Source organism: Desulfosporosinus meridiei DSM 13257, assembly GCF_000231385.2.
Classification (GTDB): Bacteria; Bacillota; Desulfitobacteriia; order Desulfitobacteriales; family Desulfitobacteriaceae; genus Desulfosporosinus; species Desulfosporosinus meridiei.
Window position 1 is genome coordinate 4,542,861 of record NC_018515.1, and the last position, 26,311, is coordinate 4,569,171.

General features: G+C 40.8%; 18 protein-coding genes. 3 read left to right on the plus strand and 15 right to left on the minus strand.

From position 1 onward, the window contains the following. Positions 1–384 precede the first annotated feature (384 nt). From DESMER_RS20900 to DESMER_RS20940, 9 genes are all read right to left on the minus strand, one after another. On the minus strand, positions 385–1,428 hold the full coding sequence (locus DESMER_RS20900; protein WP_014905056.1) for a Gfo/Idh/MocA family protein: 1,044 nt from the start codon (positions 1,426–1,428) through the stop codon (positions 385–387). A gap of 133 nt (positions 1,429–1,561) precedes the next feature. Beyond that, positions 1,562–2,917 carry a nucleotide sugar dehydrogenase gene (locus tag DESMER_RS20905; RefSeq protein ID WP_014905057.1) on the minus strand — a complete coding sequence of 452 codons (1,356 nt, stop codon included), beginning with the start codon at positions 2,915–2,917 and terminating at the stop codon, positions 1,562–1,564. 14 nt (positions 2,918–2,931) lie between these two features. Continuing rightward, entirely contained in the window at positions 2,932–4,806 is a 1,875-nt protein-coding gene (locus DESMER_RS20910; RefSeq protein WP_014905058.1) for a polysaccharide biosynthesis protein, read from the minus strand. Positions 4,807–4,963: 157 nt separating this feature from the next. Continuing rightward, entirely contained in the window at positions 4,964–6,079 is a 1,116-nt protein-coding gene (locus DESMER_RS20915) for an acyltransferase (RefSeq protein ID WP_014905059.1), read from the minus strand. A 168-nt stretch (positions 6,080–6,247) separates the two neighbouring features. Continuing rightward, entirely contained in the window at positions 6,248–6,892 is a 645-nt protein-coding gene (locus DESMER_RS20920) for a hypothetical protein (protein ID WP_014905060.1), read from the minus strand. A gap of 498 nt (positions 6,893–7,390) precedes the next feature. Continuing rightward, on the minus strand, positions 7,391–8,143 hold the full coding sequence (locus tag DESMER_RS20925) for a hypothetical protein (RefSeq protein ID WP_014905061.1): 753 nt from the start codon (positions 8,141–8,143) through the stop codon (positions 7,391–7,393). A 254-nt stretch (positions 8,144–8,397) separates the two neighbouring features. After that, entirely contained in the window at positions 8,398–9,285 is an 888-nt protein-coding gene (galU, locus tag DESMER_RS20930; RefSeq protein ID WP_014905062.1) for a UTP--glucose-1-phosphate uridylyltransferase GalU, read from the minus strand. Between the two features lie 458 nt (positions 9,286–9,743). Further along, complete coding sequence (clpP, locus tag DESMER_RS20935; RefSeq protein WP_014905063.1) at positions 9,744–10,355, minus strand: ATP-dependent Clp endopeptidase proteolytic subunit ClpP; 612 nt, start codon at positions 10,353–10,355, stop codon at positions 9,744–9,746. A 96-nt stretch (positions 10,356–10,451) separates the two neighbouring features. Continuing rightward, a complete protein-coding gene (locus tag DESMER_RS20940; protein ID WP_014905064.1) occupies positions 10,452–14,762 on the minus strand; it encodes a non-ribosomal peptide synthetase in 4,311 nt (1,436 codons plus the stop codon). A 692-nt stretch (positions 14,763–15,454) separates the two neighbouring features. Between DESMER_RS20940 and DESMER_RS24595 the strand changes: the two genes are divergently transcribed. Then, complete coding sequence (locus tag DESMER_RS24595) at positions 15,455–16,243, plus strand: HD-GYP domain-containing protein (protein WP_242831018.1); 789 nt, start codon at positions 15,455–15,457, stop codon at positions 16,241–16,243. Here DESMER_RS24595 and DESMER_RS20950 read toward each other — a convergent pair. After that, positions 16,240–18,006 (minus strand): PAS domain S-box protein, encoded by a 1,767-nt coding sequence (locus DESMER_RS20950; protein WP_014905066.1) that lies wholly within the window; start codon positions 18,004–18,006, stop codon positions 16,240–16,242. The two genes, DESMER_RS24595 and DESMER_RS20950, sit on opposite strands and share 4 nt — an antisense overlap. Before the next feature lie 182 nt (positions 18,007–18,188). Here DESMER_RS20950 and DESMER_RS20955 point away from each other — a divergent pair, with 182 nt between their 5' ends. Both DESMER_RS20955 and DESMER_RS20960 read left to right on the plus strand, forming a co-directional pair. Next, a complete protein-coding gene (locus tag DESMER_RS20955) occupies positions 18,189–18,854 on the plus strand; it encodes a potassium channel family protein (RefSeq protein WP_014905067.1) in 666 nt (221 codons plus the stop codon). 140 nt (positions 18,855–18,994) lie between these two features. Then, the gene (locus DESMER_RS20960) at positions 18,995–20,635 is read left to right on the plus strand and encodes a glutamate synthase-related protein (protein WP_014905068.1); all 1,641 of its coding nucleotides are present in this window, start codon (positions 18,995–18,997) and stop codon (positions 20,633–20,635) included. 100 nt (positions 20,636–20,735) lie between these two features. Here the strand turns inward: DESMER_RS20960 and DESMER_RS20965 are convergent, their stop codons facing one another. The 5 genes from DESMER_RS20965 to DESMER_RS20985 form a co-directional block, all read right to left on the minus strand. Then, positions 20,736–20,999: a hypothetical protein gene (locus tag DESMER_RS20965; protein ID WP_014905069.1), complete on the minus strand. Its 264-nt coding sequence runs from the start codon at positions 20,997–20,999 to the stop codon at positions 20,736–20,738. A 531-nt stretch (positions 21,000–21,530) separates the two neighbouring features. Beyond that, positions 21,531–21,869: a P-II family nitrogen regulator gene (locus DESMER_RS20970; RefSeq protein WP_014905071.1), complete on the minus strand. Its 339-nt coding sequence runs from the start codon at positions 21,867–21,869 to the stop codon at positions 21,531–21,533. A 64-nt stretch (positions 21,870–21,933) separates the two neighbouring features. Then, positions 21,934–23,163: an ammonium transporter gene (locus DESMER_RS20975; RefSeq protein WP_014905072.1), complete on the minus strand. Its 1,230-nt coding sequence runs from the start codon at positions 23,161–23,163 to the stop codon at positions 21,934–21,936. 415 nt (positions 23,164–23,578) lie between these two features. Beyond that, on the minus strand, positions 23,579–24,898 hold the full coding sequence (locus tag DESMER_RS20980; protein ID WP_014905073.1) for a DUF445 domain-containing protein: 1,320 nt from the start codon (positions 24,896–24,898) through the stop codon (positions 23,579–23,581). Continuing rightward, complete coding sequence (locus DESMER_RS20985) at positions 24,898–26,109, minus strand: DUF445 domain-containing protein (protein WP_014905074.1); 1,212 nt, start codon at positions 26,107–26,109, stop codon at positions 24,898–24,900. The genes DESMER_RS20980 and DESMER_RS20985 overlap by 1 nt, the downstream gene beginning before the upstream one ends. Between the last annotated feature and the right edge of the window lie 202 nt (positions 26,110–26,311).

Consider the following 26,311-nt stretch of genomic DNA (forward strand, 5'->3'; position numbering starts at 1 on the left):
TTAAGAATTACAGACCCGTAAGACGGGCGGCTTCGATCCACAGGAGTGAACCCATTGCATGGAGAGGCGGTAAAGCCTACAAAGCTTAGGTGGGAAGCGGAGCCACTGGGTCCCCTCTCGCCGTCCTGCATGAAGAATAATTCGTGCAAAGACAGTGTCTTTGGGCTACGGGGACACTCGGCCATCCATGGCCAGCGTTCACACCAGGTATTACCCGGAGGTTTGGTGAAGCTCCCGCCTAAGCGAGTAGGCAAGCCTCGGAGTGCTGGGTGTCGAAGACACTGCTGCAAGAAGGTTTAACCCGTGCGAAGACAGTGTCTTCGTCGCACGAATTGGCAAGTCTTGCAGGATGTGGACGAAGCCGCCTGACCCCGGCGACTCCTTCTACTCCACCAACGGAAACACAACCGGCTCTTTCGTTTCTTGGCATTTATAGATCGCCAGAATAATTTCCAGCGCCTTACGTCCCTCTTCTCCGGGAATTGCAGGTGTCCGATCCTCCCGGATAGCTTGAATCATATCCGAGATGATCTCCCGATGTCCGTATCCGTAGACATTCGGAGGATCCCCAGCTTGGCTGGCAAAGATCTGGGCCTTTTCTTCGGCACTCTCGGGGAACTCCCAGACTTCAATACGGTTTACGGCGATTCCGCCAACGATCACAGATCCTGTTTCGCCAAAAACATTAAAGGTTTCTTCAATATTCGTTGGATAGATGGTCGAAGCTGCTTCAATAATTCCAATGGCCCCATTCTTAAACTTAACAACAGCGGCTCCCATATCTTCCATTTCAATTTTGCGCATAAACGTCTCTGTATATCCAAAAACCGACTCCACTGGGCCAAATGTCCACTGTAAGAGGTCGATGTTATGTATCGATTGATTCATCAATACCCCTCCATCGTGGAGCTTAGTTCCGCGCCAGGGTGCCTGGGTATAGTAGTTATCATTGCGATTCCAACGTACGGTAGCTTGTCCGTGAGTTAACTTGCCAAAGCGGCCATCTTCAACAGCTTTACGAAGAAGTTTGATGGAGTCATTAAAACGGTTTTGATGGATAACTCCTAACTTCACACCGGCTTTACGGCAGGCCGCAATCATGGCATCCGCTGTCTTCAAGGTCATGGCCATTGGCTTTTCAACCAAGACGTGCTTGCCTGCTTCAGCTGCTGCAATTCCGATCTCTGCATGAATTCCACTGGAAGTTGCGATAGTAACAACATCAATGTCTGATCTTTTCAGCATTTCCAGATAATCCGTATAAGGCTCAGCTCCATATTTATCGGCAAAGGCCTGAGCTAACTCCGGCACTATATCACATACTGCAACTAATTCTGCTTCCGGAAGGGCAACGATAGATTCCGCATGTTTGGGAGCAATCCGTCCACAACCAATAATCGCAAACCGAGTTTTGTCATTTCCACTCATTTAAATACAACCACACTTTCCCTAATTATTTCAAAGTCCAAACCATATACAGGTTTAAGGGGAATCAGCTGATTCCCCTTAAACCTGGGTCTCTATACTGAAATCGCTATTACCGCCTATTTTACACCTTTAATTAGATTTTGGCGATTTTCTCACGATTTCTTAAAACATTTTTAGTGGCATTTCGAGTGTCTACTACGAGCTTAGCCTTCTCAACGACCCTCTCATAATCCACAGCAGTGTGATCTGTTAAGATTAATACTGTATCGGCATCAGCTAAGGCAGCATCTGTCAAAGGTACGCTTTCTAAGTGAATTGTGCTTCCTCCATGGGGCTCAATCACCGGAATATATGGATCATGATAAACGATATTGGCACCTTGCTTACGCAAGAGTTCGATAATTTTCAAGGCCGGGGATTCACGCATATCATCAATATCTTTTTTATAGGCAACCCCGAGGACAAAGATATTGGAATCCTTTAAGCTCTTATTAACACTGTTCAAGGCCCGCATGACCTTATTAATCACATAATAAGAGACTTCTACATTAATCTCCCCTGCCAGCTCAATGAAGCGGGTGTGAAAATCGTATTCCCGGGCTTTCCAGGTGAGATAAAAAGGGTCAATGGGTATACAATGCCCTCCCACTCCAGGACCGGGATAAAAGGTCTGAATCCCAAAGGGTTTGGTGCCGGCAGCTTCCACCACTTCCCAGATATCAATCCCCATGCGGTCGCAAAGCATCATTAACTCATTCACCATAGCAATATTTACTGCCCGATAAGTGTTTTCAAAGACTTTTGTCAATTCTGCAGCAGCCGGTGAAGAAACAGGAACAACGTTGCTGATTGTTTGGTTATAAAGAGCATAAGCAATCTCTAAGCAATAAGGCGTCATACCGCCAACCACTTTAGAGGTGTTTTTCGTAGTAAAGCGTTTATTACCGGGATCGACCCGTTCCGGAGAGAAGGCCAGAAAGAAGTCCTGTCCCACTTTTAATCCGGTTTTTTCCAGTAAAGGAAGAATAACTTGCTCTGTGGTTCCCGGATAGGTGGTGCTTTCTAAGGTTATGATTTGACCGGGGCGCAAGGATTTTCTGATTTCTTCCGTTGAGGCCTGAATATAGGAAATATCCGGATCTCGGGTGATTGTCAGCGGTGTGGGAACACAGATAATTACCACGTCGCATTCTGCTAATCTTGAAAAATCGGTGGTTGCCTGTAACAGCCCTTTATCAATCATTGCCTTAAGGTCTTCATCTTTGACATCTCCAATATAGTTGTCCGCAGCGTTTACACGATCCACCCGGGCCGGGTTGATGTCAAACCCCAGTACAGGAAAGCCTACCTTCCCTTTTTCAACGGCTAAGGGAAGCCCCACATAACCTAAGCCGATAACGCCGATTTTTGCTTGATGTTTTTCTATTTTTTCTTTAAGAGTTTTGGCAACCACATCTTCATTGGTAATTACATTTTTAACGGTTAACATTTCCGTTTTCCCCCTTACTGATTAACGACTACTTTTTCTGTTTTCTTACGAAAGGCCGGAATAACTGTCTGCAACAACTTGATAACTTCATCTCTGGTTAAAAAGCTACCCCGTTCTCGAATAATATGGGTTAACTCTTCCAGGAGCTTAACATCAATATTATTGGGCTTGGCAACGAAGATTCTACTATGTTTAGTAGAAGTGACTCCCTCTTCAGCCGTCAACAACTCTTCAAAGAGCTTTTCCCCCGGCCGAATTCCTGTGAATTGTATCTTAATATCAACATCCGGTTCAAACCCAGAAAGCCGAATTAAGTCTTTAGCCAAGTCTACAATCTTAACAGGTTTCCCCATATCCAAGATAAAGATCTCTCCGCCGCGAGCCATAGCTCCGGCTTGGATAACTAACTGAGCTGCCTCAGGGATTGTCATAAAGTAACGCACCATATCAGGATGTGTGACTGTAACAGGACCGCCTTGGGCAATTTGCCGTTTAAAGGTTGGAATTACGCTGCCACGACTCCCCAATACATTCCCAAACCTAACTGCAACAAACTTTGTCTGAGAACGAAGGTCTAAGCTTTGAATAATCATTTCTGACGTACGTTTTGTGGCCCCCATAACGCTTGTTGGATTAACCGCCTTATCCGTAGAAATTGAAACAAAGGTCTTCACTTTTACTTCATCAGCAGCTTCCGCTAAATTTTGGGTGCCGACAACGTTATTTTTAAGAGCTTCTTCCGGATTTCTTTCCATCAATGGAACATGTTTATGAGCCGCCGCGTGGAAGACAACCCCGGGCTTATAGCGTTCAAAGATTAAGAAGACTTTTTCCCGATCTTTAATATCCAAGATCTCTGTAATATAGTCAATTCCCGGGTGCTCAGAACGCAGTTCTTGTTCGATGTCAAAAATGGTGTTTTCCCCATGCCCCAGTAAGACCAGCCTCCCGGGATTAAACCTGGCGATTTGACGGCAGATTTCCGAACCGATTGAACCCCCTGCTCCGGTAATAATCACCGTCTCTCCTGCAACGTAGCCTGCTACTTCCTCTAAATCGACCGAAACCGGGTCTCGACCGAGTAAATCCTCAACTTGAACCTGGCGAATCGGTTTAACATTCATGTCACCGCTAATAATGTCATAGACGCCGGGCATAATCTTCAGAATAACCCCTAATTTTTCGCAGATTTGGACAATCTCGCGAACTGCTTCCCCTGATGCTGAAGGCATGGCAATAATAACTTCATCCACATTATGTCCTTTTACAACCCGGGCAATATCCAGACGGGTACCCAAAACAGGAATTCCTAACAGCTGGAGCTTTTGTTTAGAGTGGTTATCGTCGATAAACCCAATCGGACGTCCATCCCGATAGTTCCGATTTTTCAATTCCCGGGCCGCTAATACCCCTGCATCCCCCGCTCCAACAATGAGCACCTGCTTTTGGGAGCCCGGAACATGGCGGTCAAAGGCGTTTTCCTGCAAGATCCGCCAGATGAACCTAGATCCTCCAATTAAAAAGACCATGGCCAGCCAAAGAAGCACTGCCGCAGTATGGGGCATCCTAATATAGGAAAGGGTGTCCGCATTTGATAAACCATAGAAATAAACTGCCGCGACGGTTCCGCCGGTTCCAACGGATACTGCATAAACAATCGAGAGTAATTCCCCGGTACTTGCATACTGCCAGAGACGGTTATATAGCCCAAAGACATAGAAAACAGCCAGATATAAAATAGTTCCCCCGATGGCTGTGTGATAATAGGTCTGATAATAGTCCAGAGGTATGCCTTCATCAAAGCGCAAATAAAAACTGCCGAAAGCTGCCAAGTTGATTAACAAAGCATCAATCAGCATTAAAATCAACGTCCGTTTGCGGAATAACACGTAGCTCAACCCTTTCTCGATAAACCAACATTAAACTTTATCGTTCTAAAGTTTACTACAACTTACATGCTTTTACAACTAAAACAGAGGACAGTGAAGCAAGGACTTGATCATAGTTCACTACCTCTTTCCAACAAGTTGCAGTCTAATTCCAGAGTCATCTCTTCTTGTTCTGGGATCCTATTAAATAATAACTATAGGGAATAAAACTGATCAATCTTACACTAATATAACTTAGAATAAGTGTGACTGCAAAAACAATTATGTAAAAAGCCCAGTTATCAAAATCTATTTGATAGTTCCTGAGAAATTTTATAGCTGATTGATTGAAAAAGATATGGATTAAGTATATCCCAAAAGAATAATCTCCAATTTTATTAATGACTCTGGCAATGACACTTTTCTTTTTTTCCAAAAGGCTGCTTGAAACAGCGAAAAGCAGGAGAAATGTTATCGTTCTAAATGCCGGGTAGATCAGTTCCGGCCCCATAAAGAAGTATTCCGGTATTGTACTATAGGAATGCCCTGTCTTTAAGCCAATTATAATGAAAAAGCTGCATCCTAATGTTAAAGCCAGGGACATGGCAAATAAGATGGAAATCGGCAGGTTAAAGTTTTTTTTATAGGTCGAAAAATAGTCCTGCCAATAAAGCCCCAAACTAAAATAGAAAAGAAAGCCCATAAAGTTCAGCTTTGTCCCTGCCAAATAGGAAGAATGAATACCAACCATATAAGCAGTCTGGATAACTAAGAATATTACAACCAGCAATCCCGCTTTGTCTCTCTGCCTGAAAAAAGCATATAGTTTTACGATTAGAGGGTAGAGAAGGTATAATTGGATGATGATTGAAAAAAACCATAAGTGATAGGAGGCTTCCGCCTGCCAAATATTTTTAGCAATTAATTCAAGATTCTTGCCCCACGAGTTGTTATTCATAACAATCCAATTGTTAAAGGCTGTATATAAGACAGAAAACAAAAAGTACTGCGGAACAATTGAACGCATTCTTTTTCTGTAATAAACTCCTAACGAAAACTTACCATAATAGTTCTTGGCTAATACAAATCCCGATATCATCACAAACAAGGGCACGGCAAATTGAGAAAAGATATCTGTCCATAAATTCACTAATACCAGGGTATTAAACTCTTTGACTTCCGTAAAATAACCGGTTGTGTGAATGGCTATGACCGCCAAAACCCCAAACCCTCTTAAATAGCCGATTTCTTCGATCATACCCGGTTTGCCATGATTAGCTCTGCTATGAATCATTTAAAATATATCCCCCATATATTTATTGATCCTCCTAGTGTCAACGGTTTGAGAATCCCATCAGATACAAAGCATGTTTTATGAGCTATAGTGTATCATACGCTTTGGTTTTATGCACAGACAAATAAGAATGAGCTGCTTGTCATTAAGACTGCAGCTCAGTTTTTCTTACTGTATTGTACTCTCGCCGGTAATCAACCACCGGGAGTTTTGTTTTATAAGATTGACCCGAACTTGAACAATCTGTTCATGCTCTTCCCCGACGGGAGTGCCATCCGTTAGACTGTAATCTCTAGCTGTGTAGCGATAATCAACTCTCAAGGTAGCTGTATTATCCGTGACACTTTCTACGTCAATTTGATCAAAGACTATTTGACTTACATCCAGCCCTATCCCTTGAACCAAATATTCTTCTGCCCGGCGGGCGTGTTTCTCAAACAAATCTCCCGTGTACGCTTTGCCAAGTTTAAGACGGAAGCTAGCCATATCCGTTGATTTCCAAGCTCCAAAAAAAGTTCCTATGTTTTGTTTATAATCAGTGATGACTTGTTGGGCCAAGAGTGATTGTTTATTGGAAAGGGTATGGGAATCGCTTTCAGTTAAGTTATCTGGTGCCAAATCTGAGTCCGGGATTAAGGTCTGATTCGGATCACTAACTGTGCCGGAAACTGTTTGTATCTTATCTTGGCCACGTAATTTGGAGATGAATGAGGTTGGGGAACTCGAATTCGTGAGTAAAGACACACCCAGTGTCCCAACAAGTACACCAACACCTAACGACAATACTCCAATCAGATAATTCATTTTACGCATAAAGACCAGAATCTCCTTCGAATGATTTTTATTAGTATCTTGACCAAAGGAAGGAGATGTTAGACATTTAGCTGAGAATATTTGTTTAATCCGCCGAAAATGCCCGCCTAAACAACAAGGCCAGCCTGCTAAAGACTGGTCTTGTAATAAACATATTCAGTTTTGCCATCTGGTTAGTATAAACCTCGCCATAACCAGGTTAATTCCTACTAACCACAATGTTTATTTATTTGTTTTTTGGTTTTATATTATTTTTTTCGGCGCTCCCTCCATCTTTTACGGATCTGCTAATCCATAAACTAACCAATTTAATGGATCATTCTATCTAAAATCCGAGTATAGTGCTCATCGACTCCAGTCATGAGCTTTTAACATGAAATTAAATACAAGAGGCCATTGTGCACCTTGAATATAATTTAGCGTAGTAGTTGTAAAGGATAGTGCTGTAGATAAGCTTCATACCATTCCTAGATTTATTGCTTTAGTAGATGCCTAAAATTATGTTCGTTTGGTTGCAAATGGCGTCGCCCCGTATACTTTAGAACTTGTGTCATTACGCAATAAGTGAGCATCGAGATCATGAATTCCTTGGTGGAATTGCTCAATTCGAGTTTTATCCTTCGAATCAAAGGCATCGATTCCACTATTCAAAAGTACATCCAGGTAGCCTGTAAAGGCGGCTGCCTTAGCAATATTCGCTTCGTTCTTATACTGCTTGTCCAATAATGTCTTATGGAAAACAATATACTTCTTAATATCTTCCTCATTCATCTGTGGACCTGCTGCCGGTCCATAGAGATAGCCATCTACATACTGGTGGATATTCCAGGCAGATCCAAAAGCTAATGTTTTAGCATCGTTACTTAATGCAGCTTCTCCAAAGTAAGTAGCGATAGACGGCGCCATGTCTATCTGCTTAGTGTCCGGCTCTTTATACTTATTCTTTGATCCGGAATCACTTTGTGGAGGTGCATTGAGAGTATTAGGTACTGTTGTTACTGTAGGTGTGGTTTCCGCCGCTCCTTGTACTGCAGGTGGAGCAGTCCCTTCCGGCAACATCGTGCCATTAGTACCGCTAATGTTTTTATCATCAACGGTTGGTGTCTGAATAACTACCTGATCTGTGATAGCACTTTGCTGCCGGAAAACTTTCCAGACGCTAGGGCCATATACCCCTGCTGCAACAACAGCTCCTGCAAGAACCAAGGTTCCTGCTAGGGTTACTATCCTCTTTTTGTCGATTGGTATCATTAGTCTCTTCCCTCCTTTAGTCTTTTTTAGTACAAGTGCATTTTACCAATTATTGGGAGAGAAGAGTGTCGCTTTCGCTGTAGAGTTTGATTCATTTTCCGTTCTCAATTTCCATTAAAAGTCACAAGCCCTCATGCTGTCCATATAATTCGCGATTAAGGCGCAGCATTATGGAAAATAATTAGCTAATTTCTCGGCTAAAGTGTTGAAGTTATTAATAGAAAAACCTCACCTTAAGCGGTGAGGTCATCATCTTAACTACTTTTATCGGCTTTCCTAACAATGTCCCGCAGATAATTAATCAGATCCTCAGAAAGATCTCCTCTCCGTAAGGCATAATCAATGGTTGCTTCCACAAACCCCAGTTTGTCTCCAACATCATATCTGCGACCCTCAAATTCATAAGCGAGTATTTCCTGAAATCGACCCAGTTCTTTAATACCGTCTGTCAGCTGTACTTCTCCGCCCCTGCCTGCCGGTAATTCCTCTAGAATATTGAATATCTCCGGGTTTAAGATGTAACGTCCCATGATGGCTAAACGAGTTTCCGGTGCTTCTTCCGGACGGGGTTTCTCCACCATGTTCTTAGCTCTGTAAAGTCGATCGGCGAATTTTTCTCCATCGACTATCCCGTATTTGATTGTGTCCTCATAGGGAACCTCTTGTACCCCGACAATACTTGCTCCGTAGCGCTGGTAATGATTAATCATTTGCTTTAACGCCGGTACTTCTGAGTAAATTACATCATCACCTAAGAGAACCGCAAAAGGCTCATTACCTATAAATTTCCGGGCACTATAGATTGCGTGACCTAAGCCTAAGGCTTCCTTTTGCCGAACGTAATAGATATCAGCCATTCGAGCAATATCCTGAACAAGGTCTAAGAGCTCATCTTTAGAGTTTTTTTCCAAAAACCCTTCAAGTTCCATAGAACGGTCAAAGTGATCTTCTATAGCACGTTTGTTTCGTCCTGTTACGATAATAATGTCCTCTATACCGGATTGGATAGCTTCTTCTACAATGTGCTGAATGGTTGGTTTATCCACAATCGGCAGCATCTCTTTCGGTTGGGCTTTAGTGGCCGGTAAAAATCGAGTTCCCAACCCAGCTGCCGGTATGACTGCTTTACGAATTCTGCGCATGCTAATGTCTCCCTTCATCCACGTTTAAGCTCCCACTTTATGTGGAGTCATCAGGCTTCAGTTACCTCAGCCTGATGTTAAAATTATCAAGATGCTTACCCTACATGTGCACTTATTAACTATATCTTTGAGTTTTGAAATAATTAGATCTATCTTCCGAAGATAGGATTTCGACATAAGATATTAATTACCTTCCTAATTAGAAATATATGTAAAATAATATAAAATATATGCTCTTTCATCATAATCCACCAAAATATACTATGAATCCCTTGACTCTAAGTTGAACAGCAAAAGCGACCTCCTTAACCATGACACTGAAAGGAGACCGCTTTTTTGTGGTATCAATTTCTATGAAGTTTTGTATGTCTCGATTTTGGGAACCTTCAGCTTTGCGCAGGCAAAACAAAACGCAAGGGCAAACTAGCGCCTTGCGTTTTATATAATCTCTTTATTATTTACTTTTCTGTAGCAACTTCAAGCTTTTCCAGCACTTGATCCACCAGACCATATTCTTTAGCTTCTTCGGCAGTCATGTAATAGTCACGTTCTGTATCCTTTTCAACCTTTTCAATGGGTTGACCGGTTCTCTCGGCAAGAATTTTGTTCATTTTTGCTTTAGTCCTCAGCAGTTGCTTGGCATGTATCTCAATTTCTGTCGCTTGTCCGGAAAGTCCATGCCCGCCGATTAAAGGCTGATGAATCAAGACCTCCGAGTTTGGTAAAGCGACTCGTTTTCCTTTTGTTCCACTTGCCAGCAGAAAGGCTCCCATGCTTGCAGCCATTCCAATACAAATTGTCCGCACGTCAGAGCGAATGTATTGCATAGTGTCATAAATAGCCATTCCCGCGGTGATAGAACCCCCAGGGCTATTAATATAAAGATTAATGTCCTTCTCCGGATCTTCAGCTTCGAGGAAAAGCATTTGTGCTACGACTAGGTTAGCAACATCGTCATCAATGCCACCCCCCAGGAAAATAATCCGGTCTTTGAGAAGACGGGAGTATATATCGTAGGAGCGTTCCCCACGATTTGTTTGTTCAACGACCATTGGAACCAGATAACCCATTTTCAATTCCCCCTATTTACTCTTATTAGGCGTCCTTACTTTAACTATTATATTCTTGCCGATTAACTTTATTTTAGTACAAAAGGTCAGTTAAGGTCAAATGATTTGTAGTAAAAAACCTACACTAACCATATATTTTATTAGTTTCGTCAAATAACCTTCTGTGATCTCCGGCCACTGAAATCCTATTTGGGCCAGATAGGCTTGAGTAATTGTACTCTCCACCGCAATACTTTCTGCAATTCCCTGATCTTCAGTAAGATCTAGAACAAACCCACTCAATGAATGGGGTGATTGTACATAACTGTCTATCAGTTGGTAAAAGGACTTCGTATCCAGAATTTGAACTTTAATACCTAGTAAATAGAGGATCTCAATCAGTTTCGTCATCTTTAGCTTTTTATGATTAAACATGTGAAACACTCGGCTGGGCTGAGTATTTGTCCTTATTATATCGACTATTCCTTGAGCGCAAGCATCCACGGGTGTAAATTCAAGCTCCTGATTCAGCATATCTTGAGATATGGCCTTTATTTCGAGGAAAGATTTTAGTTTCTGATAAAAAGCATTCTCCTGGATATTCTCCTGAAAATGTCCGTCAGAATATCTTCCGGTCAGTATCCCCACTCTGAAAATTGCAGCATGCAATCCTAACCTTGACGCTTCCAAAACTCGTACTTCCGCCTCGAATTTGCTTCTAATATATAAGTTATCCAGATAGTTTTGACCGATATATAGCTGAACTTCGTCAAAATGCCCATTAGTGTAATCCCCGGTTAAGCGATTTCCGGCAATGCTGATTGTCGAAATATGCTGTAAAGGCCTGCTAAAGGTTATACAAAAATCGATTACTTCCTGAGTCCCCTGAACATTTATCTTCTCAAAATCAGAGTACTCTCCATAATGTTTAACAAGCCCTGCTGCATGAATCACCGAATGAACATTCTTCCCCAATTCAGAATATCCTTCAGGGGTCATTTTAAAATGCTTTTGCGAAATATCTCCCTTTATAATTTTGATCCGCTGAGAGTATGCTTGAATCCTACCGGGAAAATAGCTGTCAAATAAGCGTTGAAACCGTTTCTCCAGATCACTTCCGCGCATTAAACAATATATTAGTCCTGAGGTACTGTTTAATAACTCCCAAAGTAAGTGTATCCCCAGAAATCCGGTTGCCCCTGTTAAGAGCACATTCCCCTGCCACTCCGGCTTAGAATCAGGCATCCCTTGAAGTTCATAGTGCAACGGCGGGCGGGGGAAATCTTTCCTAGAATCTACAACCTTCTGCCCCTTGAGCTTTCCTCTTACTTTGTCAGAGAGCTGTCGAACTGTTGGATAATCATAAAAGTCCTGAGCCTTTAAATCCCACTTTTTGGACCAAACCTCGGTCAAAATCTCGATAATAGCCAGCGAATCTCCTCCAAGGAGAAAGAAGTTATCTTCAACTCCTACCTGCTCTACATCTAATACTTTAGTCCATAGCCTAACCAATTCTTCTTCAAATAGATTCTCAGGTGGGGCCAGTTTGGTATCTTGTATCACCGCTGTTGGGGCAGGAAGGCTCCTTTTATCGACCTTCAAATTTAGAGTAAGTGGAATCGCATCCAGCCAAAGAAATTTTGCCGGAATCATGTATTCAGGTAACCTTTGCTCTAAAAAAGTTCTTATGTCTAAAACAGAACAATCCTTATCCCCAACCAAATAAGCACACAAATAGTTCCTCTTTTTCCCATCAACATGGGAAATAACAACTGCCTCCTGAACATCCACATGCTCGACTAGGACTTTTCTAATTTCGTCCAGCTCAATACGAAACCCTCTAATCTTAACTTGGTCGTCATTTCGCCCCAGATATTCTATCTCTCCTTCCGTTGTCCATCGTCCAAGATCCCCCGTTTTATAGATGATTTGTCCTTCATGAAAAGGATTGGGAATGAATCTTTCTTGCGTTAGATCGTTACGATAGAGATACCCGCGGGCAAGTCCCTCTCCCCCAATATAAATTTCCCCCGTGACTCCTTGTGGTACTATTTGTTTCCCTTGATCAAGGATGTAAATTTGAGTATTGGCGATGGGTTTTCCTAAAGTTATCTGAGTTTCTGAAGTTAACTCCTTGTACATTGACCATACTGTTGTCTCAGTAGGCCCATACATATTGTAAATTCTTGCAGCAGGAGCCACATTTTGCAGTTTATGGAGGACAGTTTCAGTAAGTGGTTCTCCGCCAATAAACATATCCATTATTGGTGCCAATCCTTCTGAACATTGAGGATCTTTTAACAAAGACTGAATTTTAGACGGTGTAGCTTGAAGCATCTCAATATCATTCTTTTTGATAAGATCAAACAATAGTGCAGGGCTTTTTTGTTCAACTTCGTTGGCTATTACTAAGGTTAACCCATAAGAAAGAGGCACGAGGGTCTCCATAACAAAAATATCAAAAGCAACCGTGGTCAGTGAGACAATTACCTTCTTCTCAGAGAAATAAAAAAACTTCCATAAAGCGTGAATTAAATTATTTACAGAGCGATGTTCAATCATTACCCCTTTAGGCGCACCTGTTGACCCCGAAGTATAGATAACATAGGCTAGATTATTTGGCCTGATAAAATTGATCAAGTCCGATTTAGATACTGTGTATAAGGACGAATCCTTAAGATCTAGTATTTCTAGTTCTAAGTTCTTTGAAAACATGTCGAAAAGCTCTTTTTCTTCAATACTTACTGGGTTTGTCAGCAACAAATGCGCCCTGCTATTACACAGCATTTCCTCAATCCTAGCAAGAGGATACAGAGGATCGATTGGAAGGTAAGCGCCTCCTGCTTTAAGGACTGCCAGAATGCTAATCATTAGTTCAGGAGAACGATTCATCATAATTCCTACAATACTATCAGGGGTTAGGCCTTTTAGTCTTAGCCTTTTAGCTATTTGATTCGCCCGTCCATTTAATTCAATGTAGGTTAATTTATGACCATTGACAACTAAGGCTATTTGCTCGGGCGTTTTCTTCACCTGTTCTTCAAACAACTGATGAATGGTCTTTTCCTTTGGGTAATCTAACGATGTGAGATTTAGTCCATGAATAAGTTCATACTTTTCTTGACTTGTTAAAAGAGAAATCTTTGACAACGGTATGGTTGGCTCATTAATTAATTCCTTCAAAAAAGTTATCAAATAACTATGAATTCGTTCAATATCCTTATCGCTTAAAGCTTTAATTAAGTAGTCGTAATCAAGCCTTAACTCTCCATCGTCCTTCCAATCACTTATGCTTAAAGATAGTGTGTTAATTTCATGACCATTAAAACTCCAAAAGGGTTCTAGGTCTATACCTTCGACATCTAATTTAGAAATCTGATATGAAAAAGCTACATCGTTTATAGCCCCAGAAAAACCTTGCTTTACTCGAAGGTCTCTCAGAATTTCTTTGTATGGATAGCGTTGATTTTTTAATATTTTTTTCCACACCTTAGAAATATGGTTTATGAAGGTCAAAAAATCCCATTGAAAATCTATCGTTATAGGAAAGGGTACGTTGCTAATAAACATTCCAGCGGTATTTCTCTGTTGAAAATTTGCCCTGTTAAGTACAGGCGTGCCAATAACCAAATCCTGCTTCCCTTTTGCCTTTGATAGGTATAGGGCAAATACTGCGAAGAAGACTATAAATTCCGAAACATTGTGTTTGTTCGAAAAAAGCTTTACGGCTTCGCTGAGGTCATGGGCCATTGTGAATGTCATTCTCTTAGCTCGGCTATCCTTCCTGCCGTGAATTTTGTCCTCCGAAGTAAACTCTGAATTAGCTTGAAATACCTGTTGCCAGAAAACCTTCCGTTCCATAAACTTAGGAGAATTATAATAATCAATGTCCTCTAAAATATAGCTTAGATAAGAAGGTTTTTGTTCAGGTATAAAGGGTTCACAGTTCATTAATCTCTTATAAGCATTAAGGACTTCTTTTATAATCATAGTTAAACTCCACGCATCTGAAATAAGATGATGAAATTTAAAATATATTGCCACTTTAAAGTTAGTTAATCTCACAGAGGCAATATAAAACAAGTCATTCTCTAAAAGGTTAAAAGGTATCCTTGTTTGTTGATCCTTCCAAAGTTCAAACTCTTCTAGTCCGTGTTGATGACTAAAATCCAGTCGATTAAGACGATATTCCTTGAACACTGCTACATACTGGCGGGGCTCTCCATCTACCATAATGAATCTTAAACGAATGGCTTCATGCTCTTGTAGAATTATGTTCACTGCTTTTTCAAGCATATCTATATTAATATCGTCTCGTAAAATTACACCGACTCCTAGGTTTCCATAACTTGTATTCTTATAGAACGTTTCAATATCCCAAATAGATTGCTGTGAAAAAGTCAGAGGGTAAAGCAACTGATTGTTCATTTCATCCTCCTAATATTCTTTATTCGGCCAATCTCACCATTTTCAATTATAAAAGAAACTATCCCCTACATTGTAAGGTCAGCAACTTAGATTCAAAGATTTTTTAAAATATATCACTCGTTTAGGAAGGAAAGATGTTTAATTATGTCGAATCTTAAAATGTTGGCTGTATCTCATAAATGTCATTTTAGAAAGGTGCTTTGCAGATGCTTTCTCCTTTTAGAAAACTACTACCTGAACAGTATAAACAAGAGTTTTTTGATGAAATAACGCGCCATAACTTTATTCGTTCTCGTAATCTTGCAAGAGTCCTTTTCTTCCTCAATATTTTCTTTCTTGTTTTCGACATAATTAATTATCAGGAAGGTCTTTGGGATTGGGATACCCTCTCTGGATATTCGGCACTATTCTATCTTCATCTATTCTTAGGACTTGTTATATCAGTTTTTCTTCTAATGTCCTGGGTCAATAGGTTAAAAACAGATGATCAGAACTTAACTCGTTGGCATTCCTTCTTAGGTACTTATTTTTCTTCTTTCATCATAGTTTTCAGTTCATGCATATCTATAAATGACCAACTGCTTCACAATCAGATCACTGTCTTTATTCTCGGATCTATTATAATTGCAGCTAACAATTACATAAAACCTTTGATAAGTCTAATCACCTTTGCAATTGCATGGGTCTTATTTATGATTGGGATTAGCTATTTGCAAACGGATTTAGACGTCCTTAAAGGAAATTACATTAATGGTACAATTTTAATGGTTTTTGCTTGGTTCCTTTCTTATACATTATATAAAATGAAGATTCAAGATTTTATTAGCCAAAAAACAATTCAACAAAAAACTAAAGAGGTAGAAGAATACAATAACGACCTTATTGTAACTAATAATCGTCTTGAAGAGTCTCTGCAAGCTTTAGACGAATCTCAAAATGTAATATTCAGCTTAGCCTCGGCCTTGGAGTCTAAGGATACATATACACGAGGTCATTCTGAGCGAGTTGCAAACTATGCTCTGCAGCTAGCACAGGCCCTTAAACTTTCAGTGCCTGAACAACAAACTGTTTGGCGGGCAGCCCAATTACATGATATTGGTAAAATCGGAATACCCGATTCAATCTTAAATAAACCTGGCAAACTAAATAATAAAGAATGGGAAATAATGCGTTCACATCCTGAAATGGGAGAAACCATTTGTTCTACACTTAGTTTTGCTCGTGATTTTCTCCCCCTTATTCGCCATCATCACGAGCGATTCGATGGAACAGGTTATCCAGATGCTTTAAGAGGAGAAACAATTCCTTTTTTGGCGCGAATTATAACGGTCGCGGATGCAGTTGATGCAATAACTTCACAGCGTTCCTATCGGCCCAGTCGAACCATCGATTATGCGTTAGAGGAATTACTCAAAGGAAAGGGATCTCAATTTGATCCTATTATCGTTCAAGCCTTCATTGAGTTATTTAATTATTCTTAGTTATTAGATATAGGTACTGTAAACCTTACAAAGAATGTCGATCCAGTCGGACACGTTTGTATCGTGATCATGGCATTATGACGAGCAGCAATTCCATAACAAACTGCTAGGCCTAATCCTGTACCTGTTTCTTTCGTAGTGTAAAAAGGCGTTCCTAACTTATCCATTATTTCAGGCTTGATACCTGTCCCTTGATCTTGGATAGACAAGATAACTTCGCTATTACTCATAAGTGTCTTTATGCTGAGCACCCCACCGTGATCCATGGCTTCAAGTCCATTTCGCGCTAAGTTAAGGATCATCTGGCGCATCTCTTTTTCATCTAATATTAGATCTGGAATCTCCTCTAGTTCAGTTATTACCCCCTTATCGTTTCTGATCGCATCTACTTGAACAAGAGGAAGGATGCTTTTAATAATATTATTAAGATTATGTACTGCCACCTCGGTTACTTTTGATCGACTGATAGATAGAAACTCAGAGATAATTTGATTGGCCCGATCAAGTTCACTAATCATGAGCGGAATATAGTTACTGTATTTTGAAGAATTGCCATCCTCGCCCAGAAGTTGTAAAAACCCTCTTACTGTTGTCATGGGATTTCTAATTTCGTGGCCAATACTTGCGGCCATTTCACCAACCAGACTCATCTGGTCCATTCGTGTCATTTCTTTTTCTATCTTTTTTTGAGCAGTAACGTCTTTGACAATTGTTGATGCTCCAATTATCCTTTGTTGATCGTCCTTAATCGGGGATACAGTTAAATAGACATTAATAATTGATCCATCTTTCCTTTGCCGAATACTCTCATAATGTGAAACTGCCTTCCCTTGAGAGATGGTTAGCAAAATATTATCTAACTCGGACTTGTTATCTGGGGGGAAAAGTTTCCTAACTGACTGACCCACTATTTCTTCCTCAGAGTACCCATAAATACACCCAGCACCTCTGTTCCAATCGATAATCACTCCGTCAAGATCCATTCCTATAATGCCGTCTTCCGTGGACTCTACAATGGAAGCTAACCGGAAAATCTTACTCTCAATTTGCTTGCGTTCTGCCATTTCTAGCATTAGTCGTTGATTAGTGTTTTCCATCTCTTTCGTGCGTTCTTTAACCAATCTTTCAAGGTGGTTTTTATGTAGAAAATCCTTAACCTTAGCATTATAAAGGGTCAGTGATAAGACCCACGAAACAAATATCAGGAGCAAAGTATTAAGGTAATGCCCATTTAGTATCAGAGAATTAGGCTGATATCTTTGTATTCCCAGAATGACAATTATATAGGATAGAAAATAAACCAAAAAGCTAACTTTTGGACTCAAATTGAAAAAGACAGCTACTATGAAGCAGACAATAATATAAACCGTTAGTTGTCCGTGGAGCATTTGATCAATCCATCCAGTGATCACTGCAGAGATAACTAAGCAAAAGACCGCAAATAAGATCTCATAAGTGTTATGGACAGGACGGACATCCTCTACCGAATTTAGGTTAGTTCGCCAGTATAGTCCTGAAATTATTATCATCCCTAATCCTAATGCAACATGCGAATAAAACAACCACTCATAGCCGGGAGTGCTAATCCAAAGGCCCTCTTTATAATTACTATAATCTGTAAAAAAAAACAGTATGTCTAAAACGAGTAGCACCGTTGCTAAAATTCTCAGACGGGAAAAATTTGAAATAACTTTATACTTAGAGAACTCTTCTTGATGTTCTGTGAAAACGAGATTTCTTTGTACTCTAGTAATCTGTACCATTGCTATCTCCTGTCACTAATAACGTAATTATTTTACATTTAATTTTATAATTCTCTTTAATCCACTTTAATCCTTCTTTTTGTTATTGATATAAATATATTTTAACTACGTATTCCATCCTTAACCATCTTCTTTCTAAGGAATATAATGGAGTATACTTTAGAAAGGCGGTCGAATCAGAAGTGGCTCAATCAAAAACCCAGCCTCCGCAAAATCCGCCCTATTTTATGCCCTATCCATTAAACCCCAATTCACGAATTTATAAGCCTTCAGGCACCCATAGTTCTCCGACTGTTTGTGCACCGCTTCTCCGTCCGACACCTAGGTTTACGCCAGGATATTGGGAATTGTTAACACCTGCTTTTGGTGGGGCTGCGGTCGCATTCTTTTTAAGCCTTTTTATCGAAGGAAAGAAGGAAAAGAAAAATCACCATAATCCTTATGAGGGAACTCTTTTAAAGATCAGTCTGATTGGATATTCAATCTTTGCTTTGGCAGCAGCCTATTATGCAATTACAAAGGCCGTAAAAGAATCTCGACCCTCCTATAATAATCTATTTACACCGATTGCTATAGCACTGGTGGGAGTTATACTACTTTTCACCTCCGAATACCTTCTTCTCTACAGATATTTGCCTTCGAGTTTTGAGGGAAAGGTCGGAGATGACTTATGCTTACAGTATTTCTCTTTCTTATATTTTAGTTCGACAACAATTGCTACCGGAACTTTAGGGGACATTCAGCCCAACAATCTGACAGCACGCGCCTTGATTACTATCGAGATTATGTTTTATGTGTTTGTGATGGCAACTGCGCTTCCTCTCCTTCTGGTAGAGAAAGTCGACTAGTAGCTATTGTAAAAATTCTTCCACACAAATACCTTTTTACCATGTATTCAGTATACATGGCAAAAAGGTATTTTTATTCAGGTGCCAATAAAGGTATCATTAGAAGGAATTAATAAAAATTTTAAGGAGGGCATTATCAGATGTTACAATGGCGTAAATCTAATGATGTTTTAGGAACTGCAAATCGAGGAAATCCAAGTGAATCAGGACTATGTACTCTATGTCGAGCCGATTGCCAAGGAAAATGTGAAAACTGGATGTCAAGTCTCAAAGGCAGAAAAATGTTGTACCCGCGGGATTTTGGTACAGTAACTGCCGGTAGTTCGAACACGACCCATATCGGCGTAAATTATAATTCCCTTCGTATTCAAGGCTTTAATTATGGGGCATATGGTTTACCAGGCTCTTTGACAAAGAGTGCCGATGATTGCATTTTCCCGAATGTAACTACTGAAACAGAATTTGGTGCCCAAGTTAAGACGAAGGTTAGAGTACCTATTATGACCGGAGCTTTAGGCTCAACCTTCATTGCGGCTAAGTACTGGGATTCCTTTGCTATCGGTGCTGCCTTAGTCGGGTTCCCGATAGTCGTCGGTGAAAACGTTGTCGGGGTTGATAAAGAGTCTGTACTGGAAAACGGGAAAATTATCAAAGCACCTGAATTAGACCGTCGAATTCAAACCTATCTCAATTATTACGATGGGTATGGAGCTATCATTGTTCAAATGAATGTTGAAGATACTCGCAATGGAGTTGCTGAATATATTATTAATAAATATGGGAACGATGTTATCCTGGAGCTAAAATGGGGACAAGGAGCAAAAGACATTGGCGGAGAAATTCAGGTAACCAGCCTAGACTACGCTCTGTTCTTAAAAAATAGGGGTTATGTGGTTGATCCCGATCCAACTAAGCCTGAGGTGCAAGAAGCTTTTAAAAATGGTGCCCTTAAGTCTTTCGCACGCCACAGCCGCCTGGGCTATACCGATCTTTCCAATTATGATGAGGTTCGGGCCGATTTCATGAAATCCGTAGATTATCTCAGAAGTCTAGGCTACAAACGAATCTCTCTCAAGACAGGTTCTTATGGGATGGAAGCTTTGGCTGCCTCTATCAAATTGGCGACTGACGCTCAACTTGATTTGTTAACTATTGACGGCTCCGGCGGCGGTACTGGCATGAGCCCATGGAACATGATGGAGACTTGGGGGGTTCCTTCCATCCTTCTCCACGCAAAAGCTTATGAATACGCCAGTATTCTCGCAGCTAAAGGCCACAAAGTTGTCGATATGGCCTTTGCCGGCGGTTTAGCCAGAGAGGATCATATCTTTAAGGCCCTAGCTTTGGGGGCACCTTTTACGAAATTAGTCTGTATGGGTAGAGGGGTCATGATCCCAGCATTTGTTGGTGCAAACATTGAGGGTGCCCTTCATCCCGAACGTAAAGACCTGTTAAATGGCAACTGGGATAGCCTGCCAAAGACTGTGTTGGAACACGGTTCGAAAGCTGAAGAAATTTTTGCGGGCTACTATGATATTCAAAACAAAATTGGTGCAGATGCCATGAAGAACATACCTTATGGTGCCATTGCAGTCTGGACATTAGCGGATAAACTAGCCGGTGGTCTCCAGCAATTCATGGCCGGAGCACGCAAGTTCTCACTCAGTCAAATCGCTCGAACGGATATTTCCTCTGCTAACCGCGAGACGGAAATTGAAACAGGGATTCCTTTCATTACTGATTTCCAAGATGAGTTTGCTAAAAAAATCCTAAATAGTTAATACATGAATAGCTCTAGCTCATACTCTAAGACGGGCAGGTAATACAAAAAGTTCTCCCAAATTGAGGGGGAACTTTTTGTATTACGGTCTACTTTCACTATTAACTTTTTTTACGAGTAAATCGACTAAGGAACTCTTTAATTCCTCCCTGTTTTTCAGTTGGTTCCTGCACCTTAAGATCCTTCAATTGACCCCTGATCTCTCCTGGCAGATTAGGGCCTGGGTAGTTTGAGTTTGGGAAAGTCATTCCTCTTTTCTGCATAAAGCGCTCCAGGCCTCTCATGGGCAATGGGCTTTGTCCCATAGATTGCCTAAGGTTCAAAGCATTAGGATTATCAAACAGCTTAAATCCTCTGATTGACATTCTTCACCCTCCTTATTTATTAATTTCAGCTTACAAAGGGGATAACAAAAACCGGTGCCTCCTAATCATCAGGAAGCACCGTCCTTTAGATAACTTAGAAGATAACTCCTAAAGCAATGAAGATTAAAATCGTGATAGATATAAGTGTGGGGCTAAAATACAATTCCCATTGCGATGAGGAGCAAAATAATAACAACTACAACCGCAATGCCAGCTCCAAGTCCGCCACTTCCGCCAGTTCCGAATGCCATTTTAAATCCCCCTTTCATTCTTTCTACAATATACGAATTACTTTTCCAATTGTTAACATGTATTGGATATAGTTCAGTTATTTTCTTTTTAAATTTTTAGCAAACTTATTTTACTAAAGTTGTCCTCCCCTCCCACTTAAAGCGGGAATCTCCAGATTAAATATAAAATAAGACCGTTCCCATAATGAGAACGATCTTTACAGCTGAGAATCATTTTTGCTCCAATTATTTTCAGGATACCTTTGAACTCTGATAATATCCCCTTCTTGTTCATTAAGAATTATAAAGCGTTGTCTCCACTCGCTCCTGTTCTTATTGTATAGACATTTTCTACTGAGGATACAAAGATTTTACCATCGCCAATCTCTCCAGTTCGGGCTATTTTTGTAATTATTTCAATGACCTTATCAACATCTGTATCACGAACAACAACTTCGATCTTCACCTTTGGAATGAGGTGAATTGTATACTCCACTCCCCGATAAACCTGGGTATTCCCTTTTTGTTTTCCACATCCGATTACTTGAGTCACAGTTAAACCATTGACTCCATTAGACCCTAACGCATCCTTAACATTGTCTAATTTTCCGGGTCGGATAATAGCCTCAATCTTTTTCATAATAAATCCTCCACTGATTTATTTTGCTTTTAATCAAGCACTTAGGTGGTTCCTAATCTAGAAGTTAAATAAACTCTGAATAAGCAGTTTCTCCGTGTAGTGATAAATCTAAGCCATTGGCCTCTTGTTCTTCATTTACCCGTAGCTTGGTTACCAGACCAATAACTTTTAAGATTATGAATGTAGCCGCGATAGCAAACACCACTGTCACTAAAACACTTGTCGCTTGGATTCCTAACTGGGCAGGATTTCCGTAAAGCAGTCCATCAGCGCCGGCGGAATTGATTGTTTTCGTCGCAAAGAGTCCTGTTGCCAGAGCTCCCCAGGTGCCTCCGATTCCATGACATCCAAAAGCATCAAGCGCGTCATCATAGCCGAATTTTGCTTTGAGTATACTGATAGCAATGTAACAAACTAAACCGCCAATTAAACCTATTACTATAGAGGCGAGGGGGGTTACGAATCCGCAAGCCGGAGTAATAGCAACTAAACCGCTAATAGCTCCACTGGCTACACCAAGCATCGTGGTTTTTCCCCTATGCATTCGTTCTACTAAGGCCCACGCGACTGCAGCTGCAGCGGCGGCTGTATTCGTATTAACAAAGACCATACCTGCTAACCCATTTGCACCCAAGGCACTCCCGGCATTAAAGCCAAACCAGCCAAACCACAGGAGCCCAGCACCTAAAACAGTCATTGGCAGGTGATGGGGTGCCATGGATTCTTTACCCAGGCCTTTACGCTTTCCAAGGACTAAGGCAGCAATTAAGGCTGAGTATCCTGAGCTAATATGAACCACATTTCCTCCTGCGAAATCAAGTGCTCCAAGATTTCTTAAGAACCCGCCAATACCCCAAACCCAGTGTGCTACTGGATCATAAACAAAGGTTGCCCATAAAAGAATAAATAATATAAATGCTGGAAAACGCATCCGTTCCGCAATTGAGCCGCTAATTAAAGCAGGGGTTATTACAGCAAACATCATTTGAAATCCCATAAAGACAATTGCAGGAAGAGTGGCAGCATAGTCTGGATTAGGATCCATTCCAACTCCATTTAAACCCAACCAATCTAGCCCTCCAATTAAACCATGTTGATCAGTTCCAAAAGCTAAGGTGAACCCTATTAAAATCCATTGCAGCGAAATAAGTCCGATAGTAATCCAACTATGCATAAATGTCCCAAGAACATTCTTTTTACGAACCATACCTCCATAGAAAAGCGCCAAACCAGGGGTCATCAGCAAAACCATAGCTGAGGATACTAGTATAAAGGCTGTATCTCCCGTATCCATAATTATTCCTCCTTAATAGAAAACTAGTTACACCATGCCCTCCCATAGGCATATTCTTAGTCCCACTTATTTTTCCAGAAAAAATCTTAGAAAGACCCATACATTTCGATTGCATAAGGCAACCCGACTTAATCTAGGCTTAAGAAACAGGCCCTTACCCTCGTCAAAACTAAAGGCGCTTTGAGAGTACTCTTTACGAGTATCTCAAAGCGCCATTGCTTTGCCTAACTTCCAGATATCTTATTTTTGGTTGTGCACAACCTTATGATAGGTATTCTAGCATAAAGGTCAAACCAATTACAATACTTTCTTCCTAAGAATCCTGTATACCTACTAGAACAGAGGTCAGAAGCCGGAGGCCGGAGGTTAATTATCTAGCGAACAAAGGAGTGGGCAACGTATCTATCTTAGTTGCCTAATAGATTTTTGGTATATAATTCATCAATGCAGGCATGACGAAGGGATTATAGATAAACTCTAAGAATAGAAATAAGCTAAGCCCTACAAAGCCACCGATCATTGAACCATTGATCCGAATCCATTGCAGGTCGTTCCCGGCTTTATCTTGGACAAACTGATTGAGATCCTGATCCGTGTACTCTGCTAACGTCTCCCTCACCATGTTTCCGATGACATCATGTTCATTGTAAATCACTCGACAAAGGATATCCACGAGAAAGGAATTGGCCTCCTGGCAAAAAGCTTGATCGTTTTTAAGGTTATGCCAGATTTTCTCCATATAATGCTTAAGCAAGTGCTCCAGCACAGTTGGCTCCATGGTTTTCGATGGCGTAATTGCAGACTTTATGGCTGTACTAATCACAGTTTCCAAGAAGCGCTCTGTCAATGGGTCAGCTAATACTGATTCTTTCCAAGTATCCATCCAAGTGCAAAATTCCGGATCCTCGATCAACAACTCCACTTCTTCCACCAGCTTGTCCTTTAAACTGAGACGCAAAGGATTATTATGATCTTTTAATCTGCGTAAGGTCAAAAGCAACTCAACCTGCAAAGCGTCAGCAGCTTCATCCAGGTTTAAACCGTCTGACTTTTCAACAAAGCCTAACAAAGTACGAAATATTGCTCCTCCGTTGCTTACTTTCTCTTGTTTTATTTTTTCAAGGTATTTAATAATAATTTGCCGTGTTTCCATTTGAGAGGCTTTATCCCATAATCCTTCTGCTATCTGATCCAGGCCTTGATCAATATATCCTTTATTTAATGCCCATCGGCTTCCAGCCTGCAGCCTCACGGCTAAGTTCCAGGCCTGAGAATTAGCTTGTAAAAAGTCTGAAAGCCTTTTTGCTAATTGGTTGGGAGCTTGTTTCTCTAAATATCCCTGAAGATAGGGTGCCAGCTTCTCCGCTAGATATTCAGAACCACCTTTCCGATCAAGGTATTTAATAAGGGAATCCATAACGGGAACCTTTTCAATCCTCTGACGAATAAGATCCATTCGCAAAAGCTCAGATTGAACCATGGAAGCAACCGCTTCGATAACTTTTTCTCGGTTCCGAGGAATAAGAGCTGTGTGAAAACCCCAGCCCAGGGGCTTTTGGAAAATCGCTGTCACCGCAAACCAATCTGCGATTCCCCCTACCAATGCTGCTTCTAAAACAAAATTCACTAGCCTGATCTTTAAGTCATTGGGATTGTAGTGTTGTATTACCGCTGCACCAATAAAGAGTATAAAAACCGTTGCTAAAGTGAGATTAGCCTTTTTGTGATAATTCATTATCGTAACACCATCCCAAGTATGTAAATCAACATTCCCGCTAAACCACCCACAACTGAGCCATTAATCCTGATCATTTGCAGGTCGTTGCCTGCTTTATCCTCAATCAACTCAACTAGCTTGTCATCGGTCAAAGGGTCTAAGCCTTCACGAACAATGCGCCCGATGGCATTATGATGGTTATTAATCTGTTTATCAAGGAAGCTCTTGACTTCTTGATTAACCCTCCCTCTCAGATCACTATTTTGTTTATATTTTTCCAGAAGTCTGGGCCAATTGTGGTTTAAATAGCCTGTTTCTATGGAGCCAGCAAAAACATTATTTATCTCCAAGGTTTTCAACCCCGAATCTAAGGCTGCAAAAATCAAGCCATCAACTCGTTCTTGAAGTAAAGTCTTAGTTTTAAGTTCCAAAGCAAATTTAAGTATTAAATCCCTAAGCCACTTTTGCACTGTCCCATCCTCTAAAGTCACTTTAACCTTTGCCTGCAAACCTTGGGCAAGCTCAGCTGAGGATGGCAGAAACATGCCGATCATTTTTCTTGTTGAGTTATTATCTTCGTACCTTTTTAAGGCCGCTTCAATCATGTCTTTCAGGGCATCTTGAACCGCCGGTTGATCTATGATACCGGAGATTGTATGGCAAATAGCCTGCAAAACATTATCCATATCTCGGTGTTCCATTGAAAACTCAATAACCTCGGCCAGGGTTTGGGAAAGATTTAAATCTCTTAGGTTATCGTTAAGCAATTCTTTAATTTGTCCTCTAAGTTCTTCTTGATTCTCCCGGTTCCGGATAGCTTGCAGCAAATTAACCAGCATATTACTCATCTTTGCTTGAACTTCCTGCTCCTGAAAAACACGCAGTAATACGCCGGAAAAATCCCAGGCCGAGAGTTTACGTTTAAGCAGCTCCTGTGAGATTAATTCATTTTGTACCATATCTGCCAAAGCTGCAAAAATACGTTCTCGGTTCTGAGGAATAATCTCAGTCCGCAAAATCCTACTGGGGCGAATACCCAACGGTCGCCGAAAAAGAGCTGTTACAGCAAACCAATCAGCAAGCCCTCCAATCATCCCTGCACTGCAGCCACTTGAGATAAGTCCTCCAATAACGCTCCCTTGAAGATAAAAGGGATAACTTACGAAGAAGCCTAGAGTAATACCCCCCAGAGTCAGATTTGCACTCCGAGTATTATTTTTCTTGATCATTTCTTTCACCTACAATAACTTTATCGACAAATTAAGGTTCTTTCCAACTTATTTTAATCTATTTTAGAATATAGTACCAGTTGATCAAGGAAAATGTTGGTTAGCATAAGTCTCCACCCTAAACACTCCAGTCACAGCTTTGACAATGGCGTTATAGAGTAAGCTTCACATAGGTTGTCAAATCAGCAGCGATAAACTTAAT